Source organism: Hafnia alvei (assembly GCF_900095695.1).
GTDB classification, from domain to species: Bacteria; Pseudomonadota; Gammaproteobacteria; order Enterobacterales; family Enterobacteriaceae; genus Hafnia; species Hafnia alvei_B.
Genome location: NZ_FMIQ01000057.1, coordinates 12,238 through 32,827, shown reverse-complemented (window position 1 = coordinate 32,827; position 20,590 = coordinate 12,238). Strand labels below are relative to the sequence as shown.

The 20,590-nt window shown below is 48.7% G+C and carries 17 protein-coding genes; 8 read left to right on the top strand and 9 right to left on the bottom strand.

All coding sequences use genetic code 11. The features are described from left to right. Positions 1 to 16 precede the first annotated feature (16 nt). Together BN1044_RS14750 and uspB are read right to left on the bottom strand one after the other, a co-directional pair. On the bottom strand, positions 17 to 1,330 hold the full coding sequence (locus BN1044_RS14750) for a sodium-dependent transporter (RefSeq protein WP_072309350.1): 1,314 nt from the start codon (positions 1,328 to 1,330) through the stop codon (positions 17 to 19). A gap of 307 nt (positions 1,331 to 1,637) precedes the next feature. After that, positions 1,638 to 1,973 carry a universal stress protein UspB gene (uspB, locus tag BN1044_RS14745; RefSeq protein WP_025799478.1) on the bottom strand — a complete coding sequence of 112 codons (336 nt, stop codon included), beginning with the start codon at positions 1,971 to 1,973 and terminating at the stop codon, positions 1,638 to 1,640. A 795-nt stretch (positions 1,974 to 2,768) separates the two neighbouring features. Here uspB and uspA point away from each other — a divergent pair. From uspA to gdhA, 3 genes are all read left to right on the top strand, one after another. Next, on the top strand, positions 2,769 to 3,206 hold the full coding sequence (gene uspA / locus BN1044_RS14740; protein WP_008815546.1) for a universal stress protein UspA: 438 nt from the start codon (positions 2,769 to 2,771) through the stop codon (positions 3,204 to 3,206). 437 nt (positions 3,207 to 3,643) lie between these two features. Next, on the top strand, positions 3,644 to 5,122 hold the full coding sequence (dtpB, locus tag BN1044_RS14735; protein ID WP_063586198.1) for a dipeptide/tripeptide permease DtpB: 1,479 nt from the start codon (positions 3,644 to 3,646) through the stop codon (positions 5,120 to 5,122). Positions 5,123 to 5,345: 223 nt separating this feature from the next. Next, complete coding sequence (gdhA, locus tag BN1044_RS14730; protein WP_072309349.1) at positions 5,346 to 6,689, top strand: NADP-specific glutamate dehydrogenase; 1,344 nt, start codon at positions 5,346 to 5,348, stop codon at positions 6,687 to 6,689. Between the two features lie 113 nt (positions 6,690 to 6,802). On the opposite strand, the gene ampC is transcribed toward gdhA, so the two are convergent. Continuing rightward, on the bottom strand, positions 6,803 to 7,972 hold the full coding sequence (ampC, locus tag BN1044_RS14725) for a class C beta-lactamase (RefSeq protein WP_072309348.1): 1,170 nt from the start codon (positions 7,970 to 7,972) through the stop codon (positions 6,803 to 6,805). Positions 7,973 to 8,199: 227 nt separating this feature from the next. Between ampC and BN1044_RS14720 the strand changes: the two genes are divergently transcribed. After that, positions 8,200 to 9,066 (top strand): LysR family transcriptional regulator, encoded by an 867-nt coding sequence (locus BN1044_RS14720; protein WP_072309347.1) that lies wholly within the window; start codon positions 8,200 to 8,202, stop codon positions 9,064 to 9,066. Between the two features lie 149 nt (positions 9,067 to 9,215). Then, positions 9,216 to 10,568, top strand: coding sequence for a glutathione-disulfide reductase (gene gorA / locus BN1044_RS14715; RefSeq protein ID WP_046448865.1), 1,353 nt, complete (start codon positions 9,216 to 9,218; stop codon positions 10,566 to 10,568). Positions 10,569 to 10,653: 85 nt separating this feature from the next. On the opposite strand, the gene BN1044_RS14710 is transcribed toward gorA, so the two are convergent. Further along, a complete protein-coding gene (locus tag BN1044_RS14710) occupies positions 10,654 to 11,283 on the bottom strand; it encodes a helix-turn-helix domain-containing protein (protein WP_072309346.1) in 630 nt (209 codons plus the stop codon). A 748-nt stretch (positions 11,284 to 12,031) separates the two neighbouring features. Next, complete coding sequence (locus BN1044_RS14705; protein ID WP_072309480.1) at positions 12,032 to 12,928, bottom strand: LysR family transcriptional regulator; 897 nt, start codon at positions 12,926 to 12,928, stop codon at positions 12,032 to 12,034. A gap of 538 nt (positions 12,929 to 13,466) precedes the next feature. Between BN1044_RS14705 and yhjD the strand changes: the two genes are divergently transcribed. Then, positions 13,467 to 14,450 carry an inner membrane protein YhjD gene (yhjD, locus tag BN1044_RS14700; protein WP_072309345.1) on the top strand — a complete coding sequence of 328 codons (984 nt, stop codon included), beginning with the start codon at positions 13,467 to 13,469 and terminating at the stop codon, positions 14,448 to 14,450. Between the two features lie 63 nt (positions 14,451 to 14,513). Here yhjD and BN1044_RS14695 read toward each other — a convergent pair whose 3' ends face one another. Beyond that, the gene (locus tag BN1044_RS14695) at positions 14,514 to 15,407 is read right to left on the bottom strand and encodes a LysR family transcriptional regulator (RefSeq protein ID WP_072309344.1); all 894 of its coding nucleotides are present in this window, start codon (positions 15,405 to 15,407) and stop codon (positions 14,514 to 14,516) included. A gap of 150 nt (positions 15,408 to 15,557) precedes the next feature. Between BN1044_RS14695 and BN1044_RS14690 the strand changes: the two genes are divergently transcribed. Next, positions 15,558 to 16,727, top strand: coding sequence for an MFS transporter (locus BN1044_RS14690; protein ID WP_072309343.1), 1,170 nt, complete (start codon positions 15,558 to 15,560; stop codon positions 16,725 to 16,727). 39 nt (positions 16,728 to 16,766) lie between these two features. Next, positions 16,767 to 17,549, top strand: a complete 783-nt coding sequence (locus BN1044_RS14685; RefSeq protein WP_072309342.1) for a CDP-diacylglycerol diphosphatase — start codon at positions 16,767 to 16,769, stop codon at positions 17,547 to 17,549. A 30-nt stretch (positions 17,550 to 17,579) separates the two neighbouring features. Here the strand turns inward: BN1044_RS14685 and BN1044_RS14680 are convergent, their stop codons facing one another. From BN1044_RS14680 to BN1044_RS14670, 3 genes are all read right to left on the bottom strand, one after another. Continuing rightward, the gene (locus BN1044_RS14680) at positions 17,580 to 17,828 is read right to left on the bottom strand and encodes a GlsB/YeaQ/YmgE family stress response membrane protein (RefSeq protein WP_025799506.1); all 249 of its coding nucleotides are present in this window, start codon (positions 17,826 to 17,828) and stop codon (positions 17,580 to 17,582) included. Between the two features lie 67 nt (positions 17,829 to 17,895). Next, on the bottom strand, positions 17,896 to 18,405 hold the full coding sequence (locus tag BN1044_RS14675; protein ID WP_072309479.1) for an E3 ubiquitin--protein ligase: 510 nt from the start codon (positions 18,403 to 18,405) through the stop codon (positions 17,896 to 17,898). 114 nt (positions 18,406 to 18,519) lie between these two features. Then, positions 18,520 to 20,571: an AsmA family protein gene (locus tag BN1044_RS14670; protein WP_072309341.1), complete on the bottom strand. Its 2,052-nt coding sequence runs from the start codon at positions 20,569 to 20,571 to the stop codon at positions 18,520 to 18,522. Positions 20,572 to 20,590 lie beyond the last annotated feature (19 nt).

Genomic DNA, 20,590 nt, shown 5'->3' with positions numbered 1-20,590 from the left:
GGGCTTTTTTTTTACCTTACATCAACCCTCGCACCAAAATCACACCGATAAACAGCGGGCCAATGTAACGCCAGGTGATACGCAGGCTTGCACGCCAGAAAGGAGAAATATCCTCTGGCATCAGCGTTGCTGCACGCGGCGACCAGCCAAATACCAAGCAGATAATAATGCCGAACAACGGCATCATCAGATTCGAGGTTAAGAAGTCCAGCACATCAAACAGCGATTTTCCACCCAGCGTAAGGCCGCTTAATTCACCAAACGATAAGGTCACAGGAATACCCGCCAGCATAATACTTGCAGTGATAATCAGGCTCGCATTGCGGCGCGACCAACCCCAGCGCCCCTGAGTAAAGGCTACGATATTTTCTAACAGAGAAATCGACGATGACAGCGCGGCCACCAGCAACAGCAAGAAGAAAGCCACGGCCAATACGGCGCCGCCCGGCAAATGAGCAAAGAACACAGGCATGGTCATAAACGTCAATCCAGGACCTGCGGCAGGGTCCAGACCCGCCGAGCTTAACGCAGGGAAAATCATCAAACCCGCCAGCACACAAACCAGACACGACAGCGTGACAACCCAAACGCTTGAGCGCGCAATGCCTTTGCTATCCGGCAAATAGGCCCCGTAGGTCACATGAATACCTAAACCAATCGACAGCGAGAAGAACGCCAGCCCCAGCGCGTCCAAAACGCTTTTTCCGCTCAGATGGCTAAAATCTGGATACAGGAACAGCTTCAGCCCAGCGCTCGATCCCGGCAGCGTCATACCCACTACAATCAGCACCAGCATAATTAAGAATAACAACGGCATCATGATCTTAACCGCTTTCTCAACGCCGCGCTGCACGCCGCCTAGCACCACATAGCAGGTCAGCGCTGCAAACAGCAGGTGGGTAATTACCGGCAAAAACGGGTTGCTAATAAAATCGGTAAACAGCGAATTCAGCTGGCTTGAATCAGTAATATTCAGCTTGCCCGCAGCAGCCATGAACGTATATCCCACCGTCCAACCGCCCACCACGCTATAGAAACTGAAGATGCACCATGAGCACGTTACGCCCAATACGCCAACCCAGCCCCAATGACGTCCTGCCAGCTGTTTAAATGCCTTTACTACGCCCTCTCGGGTATGGCTGCCCAGCAGCGTCTCGGCCATAAACACGGCCAGCCCCAGCGTAAAACTGAACACCAGAAACACGATCAGAAATGCGCCGCCGCCGTTGGTTGCTGAAACGTAAGGGAATTTCCAAATAGCACCAATGCCAATTGCAGAACCTGCGGCAGCCAAAATATGCCCAATTCGAGATGACCACTGCTGACTCATGCGAACCTCCGAGGGGAGGTAAAAATGCTGAACTTCATGTTGATGCTCCGGTGTTGAATAAACGCTGCCGGAGGGTGCTAGAAACAACAAGGCCGCCCTTCCGGCGGCCTTGTGAAATTTGAATGCGTGCAGGCCACCTAGATGATAAGGAGAAGGAGGCTGAGTTGGAGGTTAACTGCTTGCACGTTAGGATTTCCTAAAATTGAATACCTTTTCAAACTAATCAATGTGCATCGTGCCTGCAATCATTATTTTTCACTTTTACCTTTCGGCAACATTCTGTTGCGCCGAATACTCCCCTCACAGGTTAATACCAAACGGCCATGGCACACAGGCTAACCACCACCAAACCACATAGACCGCTGGTTAAAATAAACTGCCGGCGTAGCCGTTCGCAACGGCGAATAAACTCATCGTCATGGTGATCAAGATAGCGCTGAGCCTGAATATAACGCACCAAACGCACCTGTTTGCTCGGCTGCCCGTGCGAAGTAAAGAAACCACCGCCGTCAACATATTGATAAAGCAGCGGGTCGCAACCACGTAATACCACCAGCAACGCACGCAATGAGGAGTAATAGCGCAGCATGTTAATCACGCACACAAAAAACAGCGCCCAAAAAAGCGCGACGGTATTAATCATGATCTCCTCCCGGCATCTTCTCTAGCCAAACATCAGCGGTGAGATAACGGTGCCTTTCTATTTATTTTCTCGCCAGACAACCTTAGCTCGACAGGCATCATCAGGCTAAACCACGATGGTTATTATCAACGTCGGCAAAATGCAGGAAGCAAGATAACGATTAACGCTCCGCTACACTGCCCATTAATTAGTTTAGGAAAGGAACGGAGAAACGGTATGGGGATCACAGAATTAATTTAGCGGGCTAAGCGATAAAGCGCAGAATACGCTGGCTAATGATTTTACCTCGCGATTAATCCCTATAAGAAATCGGCCCAATAGAGATAAAGCAGATAACAAAAGCAAAAAAAGGTGAAAATCTTTCCTCACAAGATAATCAGCTCTTGCTTTACAGCCACGCTATCCTTATAAAAAACGGGTCTACTATTTTAAGCCACAGGCTAAAGCGCACGATGCTGAGTGTCTAATAAGACGATTTTTTCGCCGCTTACGCAGTTTTAATGTGTAATACCGCGACTTTTGTGACGAAAGTATGTGCAGCCTTGGCTCAAAAGAGTAAAACAATAGATAGAAGCAATATGTTAAGGATTTGAGTGGCGAGTGTGAGCAAAACGACACCCTCGTGATCTACACCCTAAATAATTCGAGTTGCATTGAGTGGGCACAGCCAACAAAAATGCAGCTTGAAGTATGATGGGTATAAACGATGCTAACATGCAGGCATGCAAGAAAAGCCAGGTAGCGACACCTAATGCCTGCTACCCCGTTAACCGGCTTTATGGAAGGAGTAAACTTATGGCTTATAAACACATTCTGGTTGCTGTAGACCTTTCCCCAGAAAGTAACATCTTGGTTGAGAAAGCAGTATCTATGGCGCGCCCTTATGACGCTAAAGTTTCTCTGATTCACGTGGATGTTAACTATTCTGACCTGTACACCGGCCTAATTGACGTGAATCTGGGCGACATGCAGAAACGTATTTCTGACGAAACTCACCACGCCTTGACCGAGCTTTCTCAAAACGCAGGCTATCCAATTACCGAAACCCTAAGCGGCAGCGGTGATTTGGGTCAGGTGTTGGTTGATGCCATCAAGAAATACGATATGGACTTGGTACTGTGCGGACACCATCAGGACTTCTGGAGCAAGCTGATGTCTTCTGCGCGCCAGCTGATCAACACCGTACATATCGACATGCTGATTGTTCCATTGCGTGACGAAGACGAAGACTAACCTTTTCGTTCTTCTGATCAATTAAGCTTTCAACGCCCGCTCTGCGGGCGTTTTTTGTTTTTACCCAGCCAACCCCCTCCCAGCCGCCCCCTTCGCAGGGGGAGGAGCCGATCGAGATTCTTACAAACACCGCAGCACTGTTCCTCCCCTGCCAAGGGGAGGGTTAGGGTGGGGCTATGCTTTAAGCTTCAGCTAAAAACCTCGTGTAGGGCCATTGAATTCTCTACAAAAAAACCACGAATCATCTTTTAAAGAGTGTGATCAACCACTAAGATCGCAATCAGTCCATACAATAATCTACATCATCATCAAAAATTGGCATTAACACGGCATTAAAACATATAAAAACGGAATTCTATTTCATAAGGGATGTATCTTCGGCAGCAGGCTCCGCGCATGCCTACACTTAATTAATCAATATTCGAAGGCGAACTAATATGAATAAGCCCGCCCCAGTCGGTTTATTGCAGCAACCTAAACCGTTTTTCATGATTTTCTTTGTTGAGCTATGGGAACGCTTTGGTTACTACGGCGTGCAAGGTATTCTGGCTGTTTTCTTCGTTAAGCAGCTAGGCTTCTCACAGGAACAGGCCTTCATCACCTTCGGTGCCTTTGCGGCTTTGGTTTATGGACTGATCTCCATCGGCGGCTACGTCGGCGACCACCTGCTCGGCACCAAACGTACCATGGTGCTGGGTGCGATTGTCTTGGCGCTCGGTTATTTCATGACCGGCCTGTCATTGCATAATCCCGATATGATCTTTATCGCCCTCGGGACTATCGCCGTCGGTAACGGCCTGTTTAAAGCCAACCCGGCCAGCCTGCTATCAAAATGCTACCCGCCAAAAGATCCACGCTTAGACGGCGCATTCACCCTGTTTTATATGTCTATCAATATCGGATCGCTGTTGTCATTGTCACTGGCTCCGATTATTGCCGACAAATATGGCTACGCCGTTACCTATAACCTATGCGGTATTGGTTTAGTCGTCGCATTGCTGGTTTATTTCTGCTGTCGCGGCATGGTGCGTGACATCGGTTCTGAGCCCGATGCCAAACCGATGAATTTCAAAAACCTGCTGCTGGTGCTCATCGGTACCGTGGTTATGGTGTACGTTTGTGCATGGCTGATGCATAACGTCAAAGTCGCCAATATCGTGCTGATCGTGCTGTCGATCATCGTGATTTTCTTCTTCTTCCGTGAAGCGTTTAAGCAGAACAAAAGCGACCGCAACCGTATGTATGTGGCTTTCGTTTTAATGATTGAAGCCGTGCTGTTTTACATTCTGTATGCCCAGATGCCTACCTCGCTGAACTTCTTTGCAATTAACAACGTTCATCATGAAATCCTTGGCATAGCGATTAACCCGGTCAGCTTCCAGGCACTAAACCCATTCTGGGTGGTCGTTGCCAGCCCGATTTTGGCCTCGCTCTATACGCGTTTCGGCGCTAAAGGCAAAGACCTCACTATGCCGGCTAAATTTACGCTGGGTATGTTCCTGTGCTCGCTGGGCTTCCTGACTGCCGCAGCGGCTGGACTCTGGTTTGCTGATGCACAAGGTCTGACATCTCCGTGGTTTATTGTGCTGGTTTATCTGTTCCAAAGTCTGGGTGAGCTAATGATCAGCGCCTTAGGCTTAGCGATGGTGGCAGCGTTAGTGCCTCAGTATTTGATGGGCTTCATTCTTGGTATGTGGTTCTTGACTCAGGCCGCTGCCTTCCTGCTTGGTGGCTATGTGGCAACCTTTACCGCCGTACCTGAAGGTATTAGCGATCCGCTGCAAACCCTGCCAATTTATACCGGCGTATTCAGCAAAATCGGCATCGCCACCTTTGTTATTGCCATCATTATGGCCGCAATGGTGCCATGGTTAAACCGCATGATGAATACCCAACCGGAAAGCCAAAAAGCCTAATTGCGCTTTTGACATCCTTTTCCTAAAGCCTCCACTTGGAGGCTTTTTTATTATCTCCGTGATAATAAATCGCTTGATTAAAAGCCTATTCCCAGTGATATAGTCGAAAAGCAAACACAAACATAATTGCATTTATAACCATAAAAAACGCATAAAACATCAACCACGCTTCCCCTAAATAATTCAAGTTGCAGAATAACGGGGAAATAAGGAGTACCAAACTATGGAGCAACTATTGTCTCTGGAAAACTTTCTCACCAGCGTACAACAACGCGATCCCAACCAACCCGAATTCTTGCAGGCCGTGCGAGAAGTGATGACCACCCTGTGGCCGTTTCTAGAGAAAAACCCGCGCTACCGTGACGCTGCCCTGCTAGAACGCTTGATTGAACCCGAGCGTGTAATTCAGTTCCGCGTCACATGGGTTGACGATCGCGGGCAGGTTCAGGTCAACCGCGCATGGCGCGTACAGTTCAGCTCGGCCATTGGGCCGTTTAAGGGCGGAATGCGCTTCCATCCTTCGGTTAACCTGTCGATCCTGAAATTCCTTGGCTTTGAGCAAACGTTTAAAAACGCGCTCACGACGCTGCCAATGGGCGGGGGTAAAGGCGGTAGCGATTTCAACCCGAAAGGGAAAAGCGACGGCGAAATCATGCGCTTCTGCCAAGCCTTAATGACTGAGCTTTATCGTCATTTAGGTGCCGACACCGACGTTCCAGCCGGTGATATCGGCGTGGGTGGGCGAGAAGTGGGCTTTATGGCGGGCATGATGAAAAAACTGTCGAACAATACGGCATGCGTATTCACCGGAAAAGGGCTGTCATTTGGTGGCAGTTTAATCCGCCCAGAAGCGACGGGCTATGGTCTGGTTTACTTTACTGACGCCATGCTAAAACGCCATGGTTTAGGTTTTGAAGGAATGAAAGTTGCGGTGTCAGGTTCGGGCAACGTGGCTCAATACGCCATCGAAAAAGCGATGGCGCTAGGTGCGCGCGTGGTAACGGCTTCAGACTCCAACGGCACCGTGGTTGATGAAGCTGGCTTTACGCCGGAAAAACTGGCGCGTCTGTGCCAGATAAAGTCTCAGCAGGATGGACGCATTGCCGACTATGCCAAAGAGTTTGGCCTCACCTATCTTGAAGGCCAGCAGCCTTGGGGCATCAGCGTTGATATCGCTCTGCCTTGCGCCACCCAGAATGAGCTGGACGCCCCAGCGGCACGCACGCTGATCGCCAATGGAGTGAAAGCCGTGGCCGAAGGCGCAAATATGCCAACCACGATTGAAGCCACGGATCTCTTCCTTGAAGCGGGCGTCTTATTTGCGCCGGGTAAAGCAGCTAACGCAGGTGGCGTTGCAACATCTGGCTTAGAGATGGCGCAAAACGCGGCACGCATGGGTTGGAAGGCCGAGAAAGTGGATTTGCGCCTGCACCACATCATGCTAGATATCCACCAGGCCTGCGTGGAATATGGCGGTGAGGATAAACAAACCAACTATGTACGTGGAGCAAATATTGCAGGATTTGTGAAAGTCGCTGACGCCATGCTGGCGCAGGGCGTTTTATAGGTTTTTACAAGAAGCTCCCCCACCCTAGCCCTCCCCTTCGCTGGGGAGGGAACCGTTCGGTGATCTCTCCCTACCAAGGGGGAGACGTGGGAGGGTCTATACAACCGAACTGATTACTTTCCTTCCAGTCCACTTAAGATTTTATACGCCACCGTCACACGCTGATCGATAGAGTAATTCTTGTTCGCCAACATCACGATACCCATCTTTTTAGCCGGAACAAACGCGATATAGGCACCAAAACCATTGGTGGAACCGGTCTTGTTAATCCATACCTTTTCCTGTGGTGGCAACGGTGGAACAATCGGCGTAGCAACGCTTTTTGTCATCGCCATATCGTTGCCGGTGAGCAGATCCGGTAGAGAAACCGGATATGGCAGCTGTTCCCACATCAGATCCTGCGTAATTTTGCCTGACTTGAAGTAGCCGGTGTGCGTGTCGGTTAGCGCTTTTTGCAGCGTCGAATTTCCATCAAGTTTTAGCTGCCCCATATTGGCTTGCACATAGCGAATCAGGTCACTCGCGTTGGTTTTTATGCCATACGCTTCATTACCCAACACTTCCATGTTGACGTGGATCGGCTCATTCTTTTTGTTGTAGCCCCAAGCATAATTTTCCGCTTGGTCTGCGGGAACATTAAGGTAGGTATGCGTCATGCCCAACTTAGGAAGTAGCGTCTTCTCAATCGCGTCTTCGTAGGTCATTCCCATACTTTGCGCTGCAATCATGCCCAACAAACCGGTACCAATATTGGAATAAACACGGTGAGTTCCCGCAGGATCGGCAGGTTTCCACGCTTTCAGATAAGCCATCAGCTGATCGGTATTTTTCACATCTTCAGGCATGAAAATCCCTAAACCCGTGGTATGCGTTCCCGCATTCAGCACGCTGGTGTGATCGAAGCTGCTGCCGCGCAGCTCTGGCACATAGTGGCTAATACTTTTATCCAGCGATAACTTGCCGCTGACCTGCGCGTAAGACGCCAGCGTCGCTGCAAAGGTTTTGCTCAACGATCCCACTTCAAAAAGCGTGTTGTCCGTTACGGGCTGCTGTGGCTGTTTAGAGGCTAATCCATAGTTATAAATATAATTTTTGCCGTTCAGCGTAACTGCCACCGACATGCCCGGAATATTATTCTTCTGCATCAACGGCTGGATCAGACTATCAACGGTATCTTTAATCTTGCTCTGATCCATTTCTGATGCCATGGCGCCCTGAGCCGTTACCGCCAGACAGGTAATCACGGATAACAGCTTCAATGTGTTCTGCATTTTTTTACGCATAATTAAGTGACCTTTTCATCGGATATGTTTTGAATCTTGCACGCCTATCAGCATGCAAAAGAAAAAGTTTAGCGAAATAATCATTCACACGATGAGCCTATGGCACCACTACGCCAAACTCATCGTGGCGGCAGGAATATCCGCTATCACCCGTAGATTGACAAGCGAGATTAAATTCCCTTAGGGTAAAGAAAAACTTATAGCTAGCTTCTTTAAGGGCCATTACCATGCGTTCCTATCTCCCGCTTAACGCGCTGCGCGCCTTTGAAGCTTCTGCCCGTCACCTAAGTTTTACTCGTGCCGGACTGGAGCTCAGCGTGACGCAGGCAGCCGTTAGCCAGCAAGTACGAGCCCTTGAGGCGCGGTTAGGAACGCAGCTATTCAAGCGCCTACCGCGAGGATTAGAGCTCACCGATGAAGCTCATGTTCTGATGCCGGTGCTCAGCGAAGCATTTAGCCAGATTGAAGCGGTTCTCAAGCAGTTTGAAGGCGGCCATTTCCATGAAGTTCTGACCGTCGCCGTGGTCGGCACTTTTGCCGTGGGCTGGCTAATGCCTCGTTTGCAAAGCTTTAACGCTGACCATCCCTTTGTTGAGCTTAGACTGCTCACTAATAACAATCTGGTTAATTTAGCCGGGGAAGGCTTAGATTTTGCCATACGTTTTGGTAATGGCATGTGGCCAGCCACCCATAACGTTGCACTGTTTGATGCCCCCCTAAGCGTACTATGTACCCCAAGCGTGGCTCAGCGATTAGAGCAGCCTCAAGATTTAGCCAAAGAAACGCTTATGCGTTCTTATCGAGCAGAAGAGTGGAACAACTGGTTTAGCGCTGCGGGTATTGAGCCAATCAGAGTTAACGGACCTATTTTCGATTCGTCACGCCTGATGGTTGAAGCTGCCATCCAGAATGGGGGCGTTGCGCTAGCCCCGGCCAAAATGTTCGAGCACGAACTGCAAAATGGCATTCTAGTGAGGCCCTTTGATATCAACGTTGAAGTCGGTAGTTACTGGCTAACATGGCTGAAATCCAAACCCCTATCCCCCGCCATGCAGCTGTTCCAGCAATGGCTTGTGGCGCAAGCCAACGAGTAGCGTTATTCAACGATAGCCGAGCCTATCACAACCATAGACGCAACCTTTGCGGCAATAGCGTGAGTAGCGTTACACTCTAAGGCAATTTTCTCACTGGCTATCATCAGCACTATGCTGAATGCCGGGTACACAACTCATGGAACTCCCTGATGACTAAACATTATGACTATCTCGCAATTGGCGGTGGCAGCGGCGGTATTGCTTCCATCAACCGTGCGGCCATGTATGGCCAAAAATGTGCGCTGGTTGAAGCCAAGTATCTGGGCGGCACCTGCGTAAACGTGGGTTGTGTGCCGAAAAAAGTGATGTGGCACGCCGCACAAATCGCGGAAGCGATCCATTTGTATGGCCCTGACTATGGTTTTGATACCACGGTGAATAAGTTCGATTGGGGCAAACTGATCGAAAGCCGCACCGCCTATATCGACCGTATCCATCAGTCCTATGAACGTGGACTGGGCAACAATAAAGTTGACGTGATCCACGGCTTTGCCAAATTTATTGATGCGCACACCGTTGAAGTGAACGGCGAAACCATCACCGCCGATCATATTCTGATCGCAACCGGTGGCCGCCCTTCTCGCCCTAATATTCCGGGTGCAGAATACGGTATTAATTCCGATGGTTTCTTTGAGTTAGACGCGTTGCCAAAACGCGTGGCAGTCGTTGGCGCGGGCTATATCGCCGTTGAAATTGCCGGTGTGCTGAATGGCTTGGGCTCTGAAACCCATCTGTTCGTACGTAAACACGCGCCTCTGCGTACCTTTGACCCAATGATTGTTGAAGCGCTGGTTGAAGTGATGAACGCAGAAGGCCCACAGCTGCACACCCAGTCAGTTCCAAAATCCGTGGTTAAAAATAGCGATGGTAGCCTGACGCTGACGCTAGAAAATGGCAAAACGTTTGAAGTTGACTGCCTGATTTGGGCCATTGGCCGTGAACCTGCCAACGACAATATCAACCTGAGCGCCGCGGGTGTTAAAACCAACGATAAAGGCTACATCACCGTTGATAAATATCAGAATACCAACGTAAAAGGCATTTATGCCGTTGGGGATAACACCGGTGCCGTTGAGTTAACACCGGTTGCCGTTGCTGCAGGCCGCCGTTTATCTGAGCGTTTGTTTAACAACAAGCCGGATGAGCATCTCGACTACAGCAATATCCCAACCGTGGTATTCAGCCATCCGCCAATTGGTACCGTTGGTTTGACTGAAGACCAGGCGAAAGAACAGCACGGCGAAGACAACGTGAAGGTGTACAAGTCCTCCTTTACCGCCATGTATACCGCTGTGACTCAGCACCGCCAGCCGTGCCGCATGAAGCTGGTATGTGTGGGTAAAGATGAGAAGATCGTTGGCATCCACGGTATTGGCTACGGCATGGATGAGATGCTGCAGGGCTTTGCCGTTGCGCTAAAAATGGGCGCAACCAAGAAAGACTTCGACAACACCGTGGCAATCCATCCAACAGGCTCGGAAGAGTTCGTGACCATGCGCTAATCATTGATGGCGCAGTAACAGAAAAGGCCGAAGATCTCTCTTCGGCCTTTTTTATCTTTATCTCGTGTTTGGTTTTATTTCACGATCACGAAATGTCGTGAATAAAGCTCAAAAAGTCGCTTTTACGCAGCAAAGATAGGCGTTCACGGAACTGACGCAGCTTGCTATAAATCGACTTGTCCGCAGTATGCAGCTTGGCGGCGATACACTTCACACGCATGCCGCTCATCATGTCATCTAAAATTGTGAACGTCTCTTCGGTAACGCGGCCCGGGCCATTGGATGTCTGGAACGTATGTTGAACTTCTTGCGTCACAAAACGGCCACCACGCAGGACCTCTTGCACCGCTGACTCTACCGACTCAAGGGACGCTTTCTTGTTAATAAAACTTGCGTTATCAATGAGACGAACAAAATTCAGCGTATGCTCTGCCTGATTAGATGTCCAAAATACGGTGCGATAAGCATCGTAAGAACGTAAACCGGCCAGCGTACGAACAACCTGAAAAATAGATTGATTTAAGCTATCTAAATCAACCATAACAATTTTGGCTCTATCTGAATCAATCACAGCCCCTTGACCTAGAGGTGCAATTTTCTTCAATAGGCTTCTCACTCCCGCAGCAAACATAGGATCGTCAGATAAAATAGCGATCACCGCGTTATCAATATTAATAACTTCAAGCTCAGATGATGATGTGGATAATGAATTCACTTTTTATTACCTTAAATATCATCGGCAACACCACTGCGGGGTCTCTTGCCTAGTAGTACATCCTTGTGATAACTCCAATCCGACGCAATTCAGTTGCAATATAAAATCAAGCAGTCATAAGATAAGAGCACTATAGGATGATTTTCAATATCATCCACAAACACCAAATGAGTGCTTTTCATTTCGCTACGTTTATTCAATCAAACGCAGGCAGATAGAAAGTAAAGTGCATCGTAATTATGGAGGACTAATAACCAAGACATCCTAAATGCAGAATAACAGCAAGCTGAATATGATTCGGTATATCTTGGGTACAAGTTAGGCAGAAAGAAGACTCTTAACAATAACCGGGGGCGGAAATGCCTTTTGCACAAAACGAAATGTAGTCTTTTTGTGTCGCTCATGTAGGCAAACAAAAGCCAAGCCAAGTTCACCAAGAACAAAAAAATCATTAAATTTCATTTTGTTATGTGAAGCATTTAACATATGCTCATTTTTTAATAGTTTTAGTACTAGTCACAACATAACTTCAGTTATGTTATCTAGATCACAAAAAAAGCACTAAATGTTCAGAGTAAAACATTCATAGGTATGCGATATCTTGCTTGCTAAACGCTAATAATTCTTCATTGAAGATATAAAAAGAGATAACACTTTAGTTATTCCTTTTTATCGGCTAACGAATAAATGTAATTTTGATATAAAAAAGAATATATAAAAATTAACTATCAGCTAATTCTTATTGTATTTACTCGAGTAAGGTCCCAGCCTTAATTTTATTAATCAGGTTAACTATATTCACATCTGTTGCTCGGCTCTTATGATAATGAGCATAAATGGTTCCCATCGGCTTAGCATGTGGGAATTCGAGGACCTGTACATCAACCAGCTTTTCAAACTCACGAGCAAAAGGTTGGCCACAAATCAGAATATAGTCTGTGGTAGCTGTCATCATCATCAAATTGAGTACCGAGGTACTCGAGTAAATGGGCGCTTTGTTATGCGGATTAAGCACAATATTATCTTCAAACAAAGATGGCCACATCGTTGGGCTTAAATATTCTTCCCGTTCAAGCTCCTGTAAGCTAAACCCGGCTTTAATTCGCGGGTGATCTTTACGACACATTACCACCGGTACCAGATCGAAAAGCGGCACATTGGTTATCATCCAATCTGCATATTTCTGCGGCGTAAAACTAATATCGATTTTACGAGTGCGTAGACGCGTGATGTCTTTGGTCAAATCACCATCATGGGTTTCATTGGTCAGTGCGACGTCGTCAAAAGGATACCCTTGATGCTGCAATATGCTCGTCAGGTAATATTCAAGCATTGGGGACAAACTCAGCTTTAAACGCGTCTGACGGTTATCACCATTACGCAGAGTGGTCGAAACACTCACCGCGCTCTGAATACTATTCAAAGCCAGCGCTAAATTGGGTGTAATGTTATATGCCAGAGCGGTGGGTTCTAATCCTTTTTTCGTACGAATAAAGAGCGGGTCGTTAAAACTGTCGCGCATTTTCTTGAGAGCACGACTAACCGACGCCGTTGAACTATTCAGTAGCTCTGCCGCTAAGGTGACACTACGTGTATCCATCACCGTGAGAAAAATTCGGATAACGCTAACATCAATATCGAGCATGCCTTTACCTTGAATCGTTAGCTGAGGACGAATATAGGTCAAAACCTATTCGCCTATACCCTAAATAATTTGAGTGGCAAGCAGGTAAATGCTTGTAGGCTTACCCAAGTCTGTGAATTGGTTGATTATGCACAGCCAACGCTCATCTTACAAAAAGTTGAAAAGTGCTAATTGAACGGTCTAATTATGCCATAACATACTGAATTAAACTCATTAAATTAAAAACCTGCCTCACAGATTCTTTGTTTAATTTTTAGCTTAACCACGATATTACTCTCTATTTTTTCTTCATATTATTCAATCTATGTCGTAATTTACTCAGTTCGAGTTAAATTAGCAGAATATTCTTAATACTCACGCCTAAATGATGATAACAATGCCTCAGAGAGCAATCAGAAAATATTTATTAAACTAGATTTTCTCTTCCCCTATTTTGCCTTACAGCTCGACTCTGCTAGGATCTAGATTATTCGCCCACCATGACGTGAGAAATTAAGCGCCTGAAATTGCATATGTTCCTAAATGCAGACAGGTGAAAATGCTTATGCCAAAAGAATTAGACCACAAAAGCAGTAAAGCAACCGTCACCACTCAGGTGGCGAAAACGCTGGATAAAGCCAATGGCGTAATGGCCTGGTTCAAAGCCATTCCCAGCGTGGCCCATGTTATCCGTGCAGTTGATCGCTTTAATGACCGACTGGGCAGTCAGTTCGGTGCCGCGATTACCTACTTTTCATTTTTGTCTCTTATCCCCATTTTAATGGTGTCGTTTGCAGCCGTCGGCTTTGTGCTTGCCTCAAATCCCGATTTGCTCACGGAATTGATCAACAAAATAGTCAGCAGTATTAGCGATCCCAATTTAGCGACGACCCTGAAAAATACCGTTAATACCGCCATCCAGCAGCGTACCACCGTGGGGCTAACCGGTTTGGCTATTGCGCTCTATTCAGGCATTAGTTGGATGGGGAATTTACGTGAAGCGATTCGCGCACAGTCTCGAGAGGTTTGGGAGCGCAATCCACAGGATCAGGAAAAATTCTACTTCCGCTACCTGCGCGATTTTATCTCGCTAACCGGGTTGGTGATTGCGCTAATCGTCTCGCTTTCTTTCACGTCTATCGCAGGCGCCGCGCAGGCATCTATTGTTCGCGCATTAGGTTTAGACGGCATCGAATGGCTACGGCCAGTGATGACAGCGATTGCGCTGTCCATTTCGATCATGGCTAACTATTTGTTGTTTCTTTGGATTTTCTTGGTATTGCCGCGTCATAAACCAAAGAAAAAAGCCTTACTCCGTGGAACCTTAATTGCGGCTATTGGCTTTGAAGTAATTAAATTCGTGATGACGTGGACGCTGCCTAGCCTTGCACGCTCGCCTTCCGGCGCGGCGTTTGGTTCGGTCATTGGTCTGATGGCTTTCTTCTACTTCTTTGCCCGCTTAACGCTCTTTTGCGCCGCATGGATTGCCACCGCCAACTATGACGGCGATACCACCGTAGAACGCAAAAAAACGCAGCCATAAATGATCCCACTCCAAGCTTCCACCTACGAAGTGGCAAGCTTGGAGTCGATATTTATCTCTCAGTCACTGGTGCAGCGGATATCTCTGCGCCAAAAAATCAAGAAAACAGCGAATACGTGCCGAAAGCTGACTATTTCGATAATACACCGCATGAATTGACTGATATGTCTCCAAGGTGTGCTCGGCAAGAACCTGTACCAAACGCCCTTCAGCAATATCCTGATGCGTCATAAAATCGGAAAGACATACAATCCCCCGCCCGCCGATCGCCAAATGACGCAGCGTTTCACCGCTAGACGCAGCAATATTAGGCGTAACGGAAAACGTCGCGCACTGGCTCTGCTTAAGCGGCCACTGGTTAAGTGACTGTGGCTGAGTAAAACCTAACAGCCGATGTTCGCTCAATTCATCTACCCGCTCTGGCGTACCATATTTTTGCAGGTACTCCGGCGCAGCCAGCACCTTCAGCCCCGAACGCCCAATAGGACGCGCGTGCAGACTGGAGTCTTGCAGAGTCCCGATACGAATTGCCACATCGGTGCGCTGCTCCAACAAATCGATAATTTGGTCGCTGGTATTGAGCTCCAGTTCAATCTCTGGAAACTGTGCGGTGAACTCTTCAATCAGAGGAACCACCACATGCAGCATAAACGGCGATGCGGCGTTAATGCGCAGACGACCTGCCGGACGATGCCGCTGTAAGGCCAACTGCTCCTCAGCCTCTTCAATCGCTTCTAGGATCGCGCGAGCGCGATCGAGGAAAATGCGCCCCTCTTCGGTTAAATCAATGCGCCGCGTGGTGCGGTTAAGCAGCGTGGTTTCCAGCTTTTGTTCCAAACGCCCCAGCGCGCGGCTAATACCGCTGGGCGTTTGACCTAACTGCTCTGCGGCGCCGGTCAGGCTTCCCGCATCGACAACGGCGACAAAAGCCACCAGCTCTTCGGTTGTTGTTTTCATTGTTGCTCACCAATCAATTATCTTGTGAGTATAGACCTATTTTTCTGCAAAAATAATCCGTGCAAACTCAGCGCCATCAATTATTCATACCCAAGAGATTTCAAACCCCGCTGTCTGTGGCTTGAAAGATGAAGATAGGAGTTTGCAGTTATGCCATTAGCTCTGTTTGCGCTGACCATCAGCGCGTTTGCCATCGGCACCACGGAGTTTGTTATCGTGGGCCTGATCCCAACTATCGCCGCAGATTTACAGGTGTCCCTGCCGTCTGCTGGCCTGCTTGTCAGCTTATATGCGCTCGGCGTTGCCATTGGCGCACCGGTGCTCACCGCGTTAACCGGCCGTATGCCGCGTAAAACGCTGTTGATTGGCCTGATGGTGCTGTTTACCCTCGGTAACCTGTTAGCGTGGAAAGCGCCCGGCTACATGTCGCTGATGACCGCTCGCGTGCTGACCGGCTTAGCCCATGGGGTCTTTTTCTCTATCGGTTCAACGCTGGCCACCAGCTTAGTGCCGAAAGAGAAAGCCGCCAGCGCCATCGCGATTATGTTCACCGGTTTAACCGTGGCACTCGTCACCGGCGTACCTTTAGGAACCTTTATTGGCCAACACTTTGGCTGGCATGAAACGTTCTTGGCGGTTTCGCTGCTGGGGATTATCGCCCTTATCGGTAGCCTGATTTTCGTCCCTAACGGTTTAAAACACACGCCACCGGCGTCCATCGCTCGTCAGTTGACCATTTTGAAACAGCCACGCTTGTTGATGGTCTATGCTAAAACAGCTCTGGGCTACGGCGGTAACTTTGTGGTCTTCACCTTCCTTGCGCCTATTTTGCAGCAGGTCAGTGGGTTTAGCGCCAGCGCCGTAACGTGGGTGATGCTGATTTACGGAGTATCCGTGGCAGCAGGTAACTTGTGGGGTGGACGCTTAGCCGACCGCATGGGCCCAATCAAAGCACTACAAATTATTTTCTTACTGCTAGCCGCCGTACTTGCCGTGTTCAGTTTCACCGCGCACAGCCCAGTGTTGGCCTTGATTACCGTGTTGTTCTGGGGTGCAGTCGCCTTTGGTAACGTCCCAGGTTTGCAGGTTTATGTGGTGCAACAGGCAGAACGCTACGCACCTCACGCCGTTGACGTGGCTTCTGGCTTGAACATCGCAGCCTTTAACCTCGGCATCGCCGGTGGGGCATGGGTCGGCGGTATGATCGTTGAGAACTATGGCCTGATGGTGACACCGTGGGTTGGCGCAATTGTGGTTCTGCTCGCATTTGGTATGACACGTTGGAGCGGCGCATTAGACAAACGTGTATGTGCTCAGTAAGGTAAGCGTCCTTTAAACCACTTTATGGGAAGTTTGGTAATGACAAGATTTCAGCGCAAAACAGGATTCATCGTACTGATTGTTATTGTGCTCCTCGTCATTACCAGCTTCTTCTTCCTTCGTCCCTCGCACCCTGATGCCCTGTGGAAAATTGTCAGCCAGCAGTGCGTGCCGCATCAACAACAACGACAAAACCCAAGCCCCTGTGCCAAGGTCAACCTTGCGCAGGGATTTGTGGTATTTAAAGACCGCAACGGCCCTCTGCAATACCTATTGATGCCAACCGCCAAGGTCACAGGCATTGAATCTCCCCTCTTGTTAAACCCACAGCAACCCAACTATTTTGCCGATGCATGGCAACGGCGGGATTGGCTGTCAAAGCGTTATGGCAAACCAGTGCCGGAAAACCAGCTGTCATTTACCATTAATTCTGAATATGGACGAACGCAAAATCAGCTGCATATCCATATGTCCTGCACTAAACCCAAGGTACTTGCGCGGATTACGGCTTTAGCGCCCTCACTGTCATCGCAATGGCAACCGATACAGATTGGGATCAATCACCACAGTTACTGGGCGCGAACGCTCGACAAAAACGCGCTGGGGAAAAAGAGCCCATTCATTCTGTTAGCCGAAGGTTTACCGCAGGCGCGGGAAAATATGGGAGCATTTGGGCTGGCATTGCTTCCCACGACGGAAGGCAACTTTGTGCTGCTGGCAACCCAGCGCGAATGGTGGCGATTGAATTTGGCTTCTATCGAGGAAATACAGGATCACAGCTGTGCGGCATTATATGATACGGCGAATACGCTCGCCAAATAGCCGGGGCGGAAACCCGCCCCGAACAAGAGATTAGCTGCGGATTTTTCGGTAGATAAACAGCACCACCAACGCACCAATAACGGCAACGATAAAGCTGCCGAAATTAAATCCATCGACTCTACCGTAGCCAAAGAAGGTACTGATATAACCGCCGACAACGGCACCCACAACCCCAAGGATCACGGTAACAATAAACCCACCGCCGTCTTTCCCCGGCATAATCCATTTAGCCAGAATACCTGCAATAAGACCGAAAATAATCCACGAAAGGATACCCATATACTCCCCCTAAATTTACTGATTAAAAAATAATCTTACCCACACCTAAATTATAGTGCGCCTTACGCTACGGGTTGCTATTTGTCTTTGGCGTTTCGTTTGCTGGAGCCGCACCATTCTGAGCCGGCGGGTTTTGCTTCATGCTGTCTTTAATCGCCTGAGTTTTGGTTTGAGCCTCGGCGGAAAGATCGTTTGCACCGCTGATGGCACTCTCTTTAATGGTCTTCGCCTGATCGATTATTTGATCGCTCTGCTGCTTGGCCTGCTGCTCTATGGATTTGGCCTTAGCTTTCGCATCATCCGTAAGGGCATCGGCACGTTTTTCGGCTTCACTTTTAATCGCTTTAGCTTTATCGCTGAGTTGATCGGCCTGTGCATCCGCTTCTTTCTTCAGCTCATTGGCTTTTTGTTTAGCGGCATCGGTAATTTGATCGGCTTTATTATCCGCTGCGTCTTTGATTTGTTCCGCGTTATCTTTCGCTTTATCAAGATTGGCATCAACTTTAGTGGAATCGTCACAGCCCGCGACAACCAACCCAATAAAAGAAGCTAACAGGACTTTATTCCATACTTTCATCATCCGTTTTCCTTGATATCTGTGTGTATTAAAAATGAACAACACAATCATGTTGTTACACCCAGAAAGCATAGTACAAGTTCTCTGCCTCGCCATTTTTGACAAGGCGACTGACTATTTTTTCATCCCTTTTAGCATGCCGCCACACTGGTTAGAGTCCACATCGCTGGGTGAAATCAACGCCAGTAAAGCTGCTGCTGGGGCAACCACTGCGCCAAGCGCCACGGCAGCAACGCCGCGCGCAATCAGCGGTCCGGCTTTAACGCCCGCATCAGGATGCTTAAATGTACCCTTTACATAAAGCGGCGAACGCAGGGTTAGAACCCGCATACCTTTGCTTTCAGGATCGACAGACAAATCCATGCGTTCGGTGGCCAGATTAACGTTACCCGAAATATTGATCACCGCATTTTCGGTGTCGAACACAAACAGGCGAGTCGCGGCTAAACCATTTTTAATGCCGATGTCCGCTGCCGCACAGTTGATCTTCACCTCATCGTCACCAAACAGCTTACCAACCAGATAATTCCCCACGTTCAGGCCCGCAATTTCCATCAGGTTGCGGCTTATCACACCATCGTTGATTAGGAGACGCACATCGCCGTTGCTGGTACCCAGCAAGTCAGCCACCGAGTTGCCCGTGCCGCTGATTTTGGCATCGCCGTTGAGCTGCCCTAAGCTACGGCGCATCGACTCAACGTTAGGCAACAGTTTCTGTAACTGGAAACCACGCGCATGCAAATCCGCCATGCCGCGCATTGGCGTGCGTTGCCCTTCCAAACGAATTGTCGAATTCAAATTACCGCCAGCCACGCCAAAACGCAGTGGATCCATTAACAGCGTGCCGTTGTTGAGCACCAAATGGGTGTAGAGATCGCTCAGCGGCAAGGACTCACCGTGTTCAATCCGCTTGGCGGTAAATTTAACGTCGGCATCCATCGTCGACCACTGCTTGGTATCAAATTTATCAGCAGGTAAAACTTTGTCTGACGGCTGTGTGGCTTTATCGCCTCGGTTCACCTTCTCCTGATTAGAATCAGCCCCGATCAGCGGCGCTAAATCAGCAAAACGCAGCTGGTTAGACACCAGTTCACCGCTCAGTGAAGGACGTGGTTTGCTCACTTGATAGGTCAGGCTGCCGTGAATATCGCTGTCGCCGATTTTGCCGTTGAAGTTTTGATAGCGGTAAATCGCGCCTTTAGCGCGTTTAAGCTCTGCGCTTAAATGACCATCGGTGGAATAAGGCGGCGTATCCGGTAATACGATCCCGGTCAGTTTATGCAGCTGACTTAAACTCTGCCCGGAGAATTGTAATCGCAGATCGAGCGCGCCTAAATTCAGCGGATCGCTAAGCGTACCGGCAATCGCAACCCGCGTTTTGCCTGAACGCACATCGGCCTGTAGTGGGAATAAGCCATCAGGATCGCGTAACGCCAGCATCCCACCTATCTTGCCGCTACCCGAGAGCGATTCACCGTTGTACGATCCATCGACTTTCCAGCCAAAGACATAGTCAGGTGCTTTCTTACCAGCGACCTTCTTCGCCGCACCGCTGTTTCCCATCACCTCACTAAACGGCAACGGTTTTCCCAGCGGATCGACGGTGGCTTTGAGTTTTGCATGGGCGATCGCATCGTCATAAGCGATCACCCCCTGATCAAACACAATGTCGTCGATCTTGAAAGACCATGCAGACTTTTGATCCTTCGCCCGATCGTCCGTTGAGGAATTAGCGAGTTCAAACGTCCAGTTATTCTTACCATTTGCTAGCCTACGCAGCGAAGCATCTGGCTGTTTGAGTTTAATGCGAGGGATATAAACCTGTTTGCCGAGCAGCGCCAACGGGGCGAGGCTGGCATCAACCCGTTCCAGCGTAACCATCGATACCGCAGGGATCTCCGGCGGATTACCGAGCACGATATCTTCAGCGTGAATATGTGGCCAAGGCACCCAAGAGCGCCAGCCTGTTTCATCGGTAGGGCGCGCCCAATCCACGCCAAGATCGCCTCGAATAGCGAATGGCCGATTAAGTTCTGTAGAGACTTTTTGATTGATCGTAGGTTTGAGTCGGTTCCAATCAAAGGTCATCACAAAGACAACGATCCCAACGATCAATACCACTAAGATCCCTGCTAACCAGCTAAATGCTTTTCCTGTTCTGGTCATGGCATATCCTAAATATTTA

Bases quoted from the DNA above. Each gene is read 5' to 3' on its own strand.
- BN1044_RS14695 (WP_072309344.1), bottom strand. From the start codon at position 15,407: ATGAAAACAACAACCGAAGAGCTGGTGGCTTTTGTCGCCGTTGTCGAT.
- BN1044_RS14750 (WP_072309350.1), bottom strand. From the start codon at position 1,330: ATGAGTCAGCAGTGGTCATCTCGAATTGGGCATATTTTGGCTGCCGCA.
- uspA (WP_008815546.1), top strand. From the start codon at position 2,769: ATGGCTTATAAACACATTCTGGTTGCTGTAGACCTTTCCCCAGAAAGT.
- BN1044_RS14685 (WP_072309342.1), top strand. From the start codon at position 16,767: ATGACAAGATTTCAGCGCAAAACAGGATTCATCGTACTGATTGTTATT.
- BN1044_RS14690 (WP_072309343.1), top strand. From the start codon at position 15,558: ATGCCATTAGCTCTGTTTGCGCTGACCATCAGCGCGTTTGCCATCGGC.
- dtpB (WP_063586198.1), top strand. From the start codon at position 3,644: ATGAATAAGCCCGCCCCAGTCGGTTTATTGCAGCAACCTAAACCGTTT.
- gdhA (WP_072309349.1), top strand. From the start codon at position 5,346: ATGGAGCAACTATTGTCTCTGGAAAACTTTCTCACCAGCGTACAACAA.
- ampC (WP_072309348.1), bottom strand. From the start codon at position 7,972: ATGCGTAAAAAAATGCAGAACACATTGAAGCTGTTATCCGTGATTACC.
- uspB (WP_025799478.1), bottom strand. From the start codon at position 1,973: ATGATTAATACCGTCGCGCTTTTTTGGGCGCTGTTTTTTGTGTGCGTG.
- BN1044_RS14720 (WP_072309347.1), top strand. From the start codon at position 8,200: ATGCGTTCCTATCTCCCGCTTAACGCGCTGCGCGCCTTTGAAGCTTCT.
- gorA (WP_046448865.1), top strand. From the start codon at position 9,216: ATGACTAAACATTATGACTATCTCGCAATTGGCGGTGGCAGCGGCGGT.
- BN1044_RS14675 (WP_072309479.1), bottom strand. From the start codon at position 18,405: ATGAAAGTATGGAATAAAGTCCTGTTAGCTTCTTTTATTGGGTTGGTT.
- BN1044_RS14670 (WP_072309341.1), bottom strand. From the start codon at position 20,571: ATGACCAGAACAGGAAAAGCATTTAGCTGGTTAGCAGGGATCTTAGTG.
- BN1044_RS14680 (WP_025799506.1), bottom strand. From the start codon at position 17,828: ATGGGTATCCTTTCGTGGATTATTTTCGGTCTTATTGCAGGTATTCTG.
- yhjD (WP_072309345.1), top strand. From the start codon at position 13,467: ATGCTTATGCCAAAAGAATTAGACCACAAAAGCAGTAAAGCAACCGTC.
- BN1044_RS14705 (WP_072309480.1), bottom strand. From the start codon at position 12,928: ATGCTCGATATTGATGTTAGCGTTATCCGAATTTTTCTCACGGTGATG.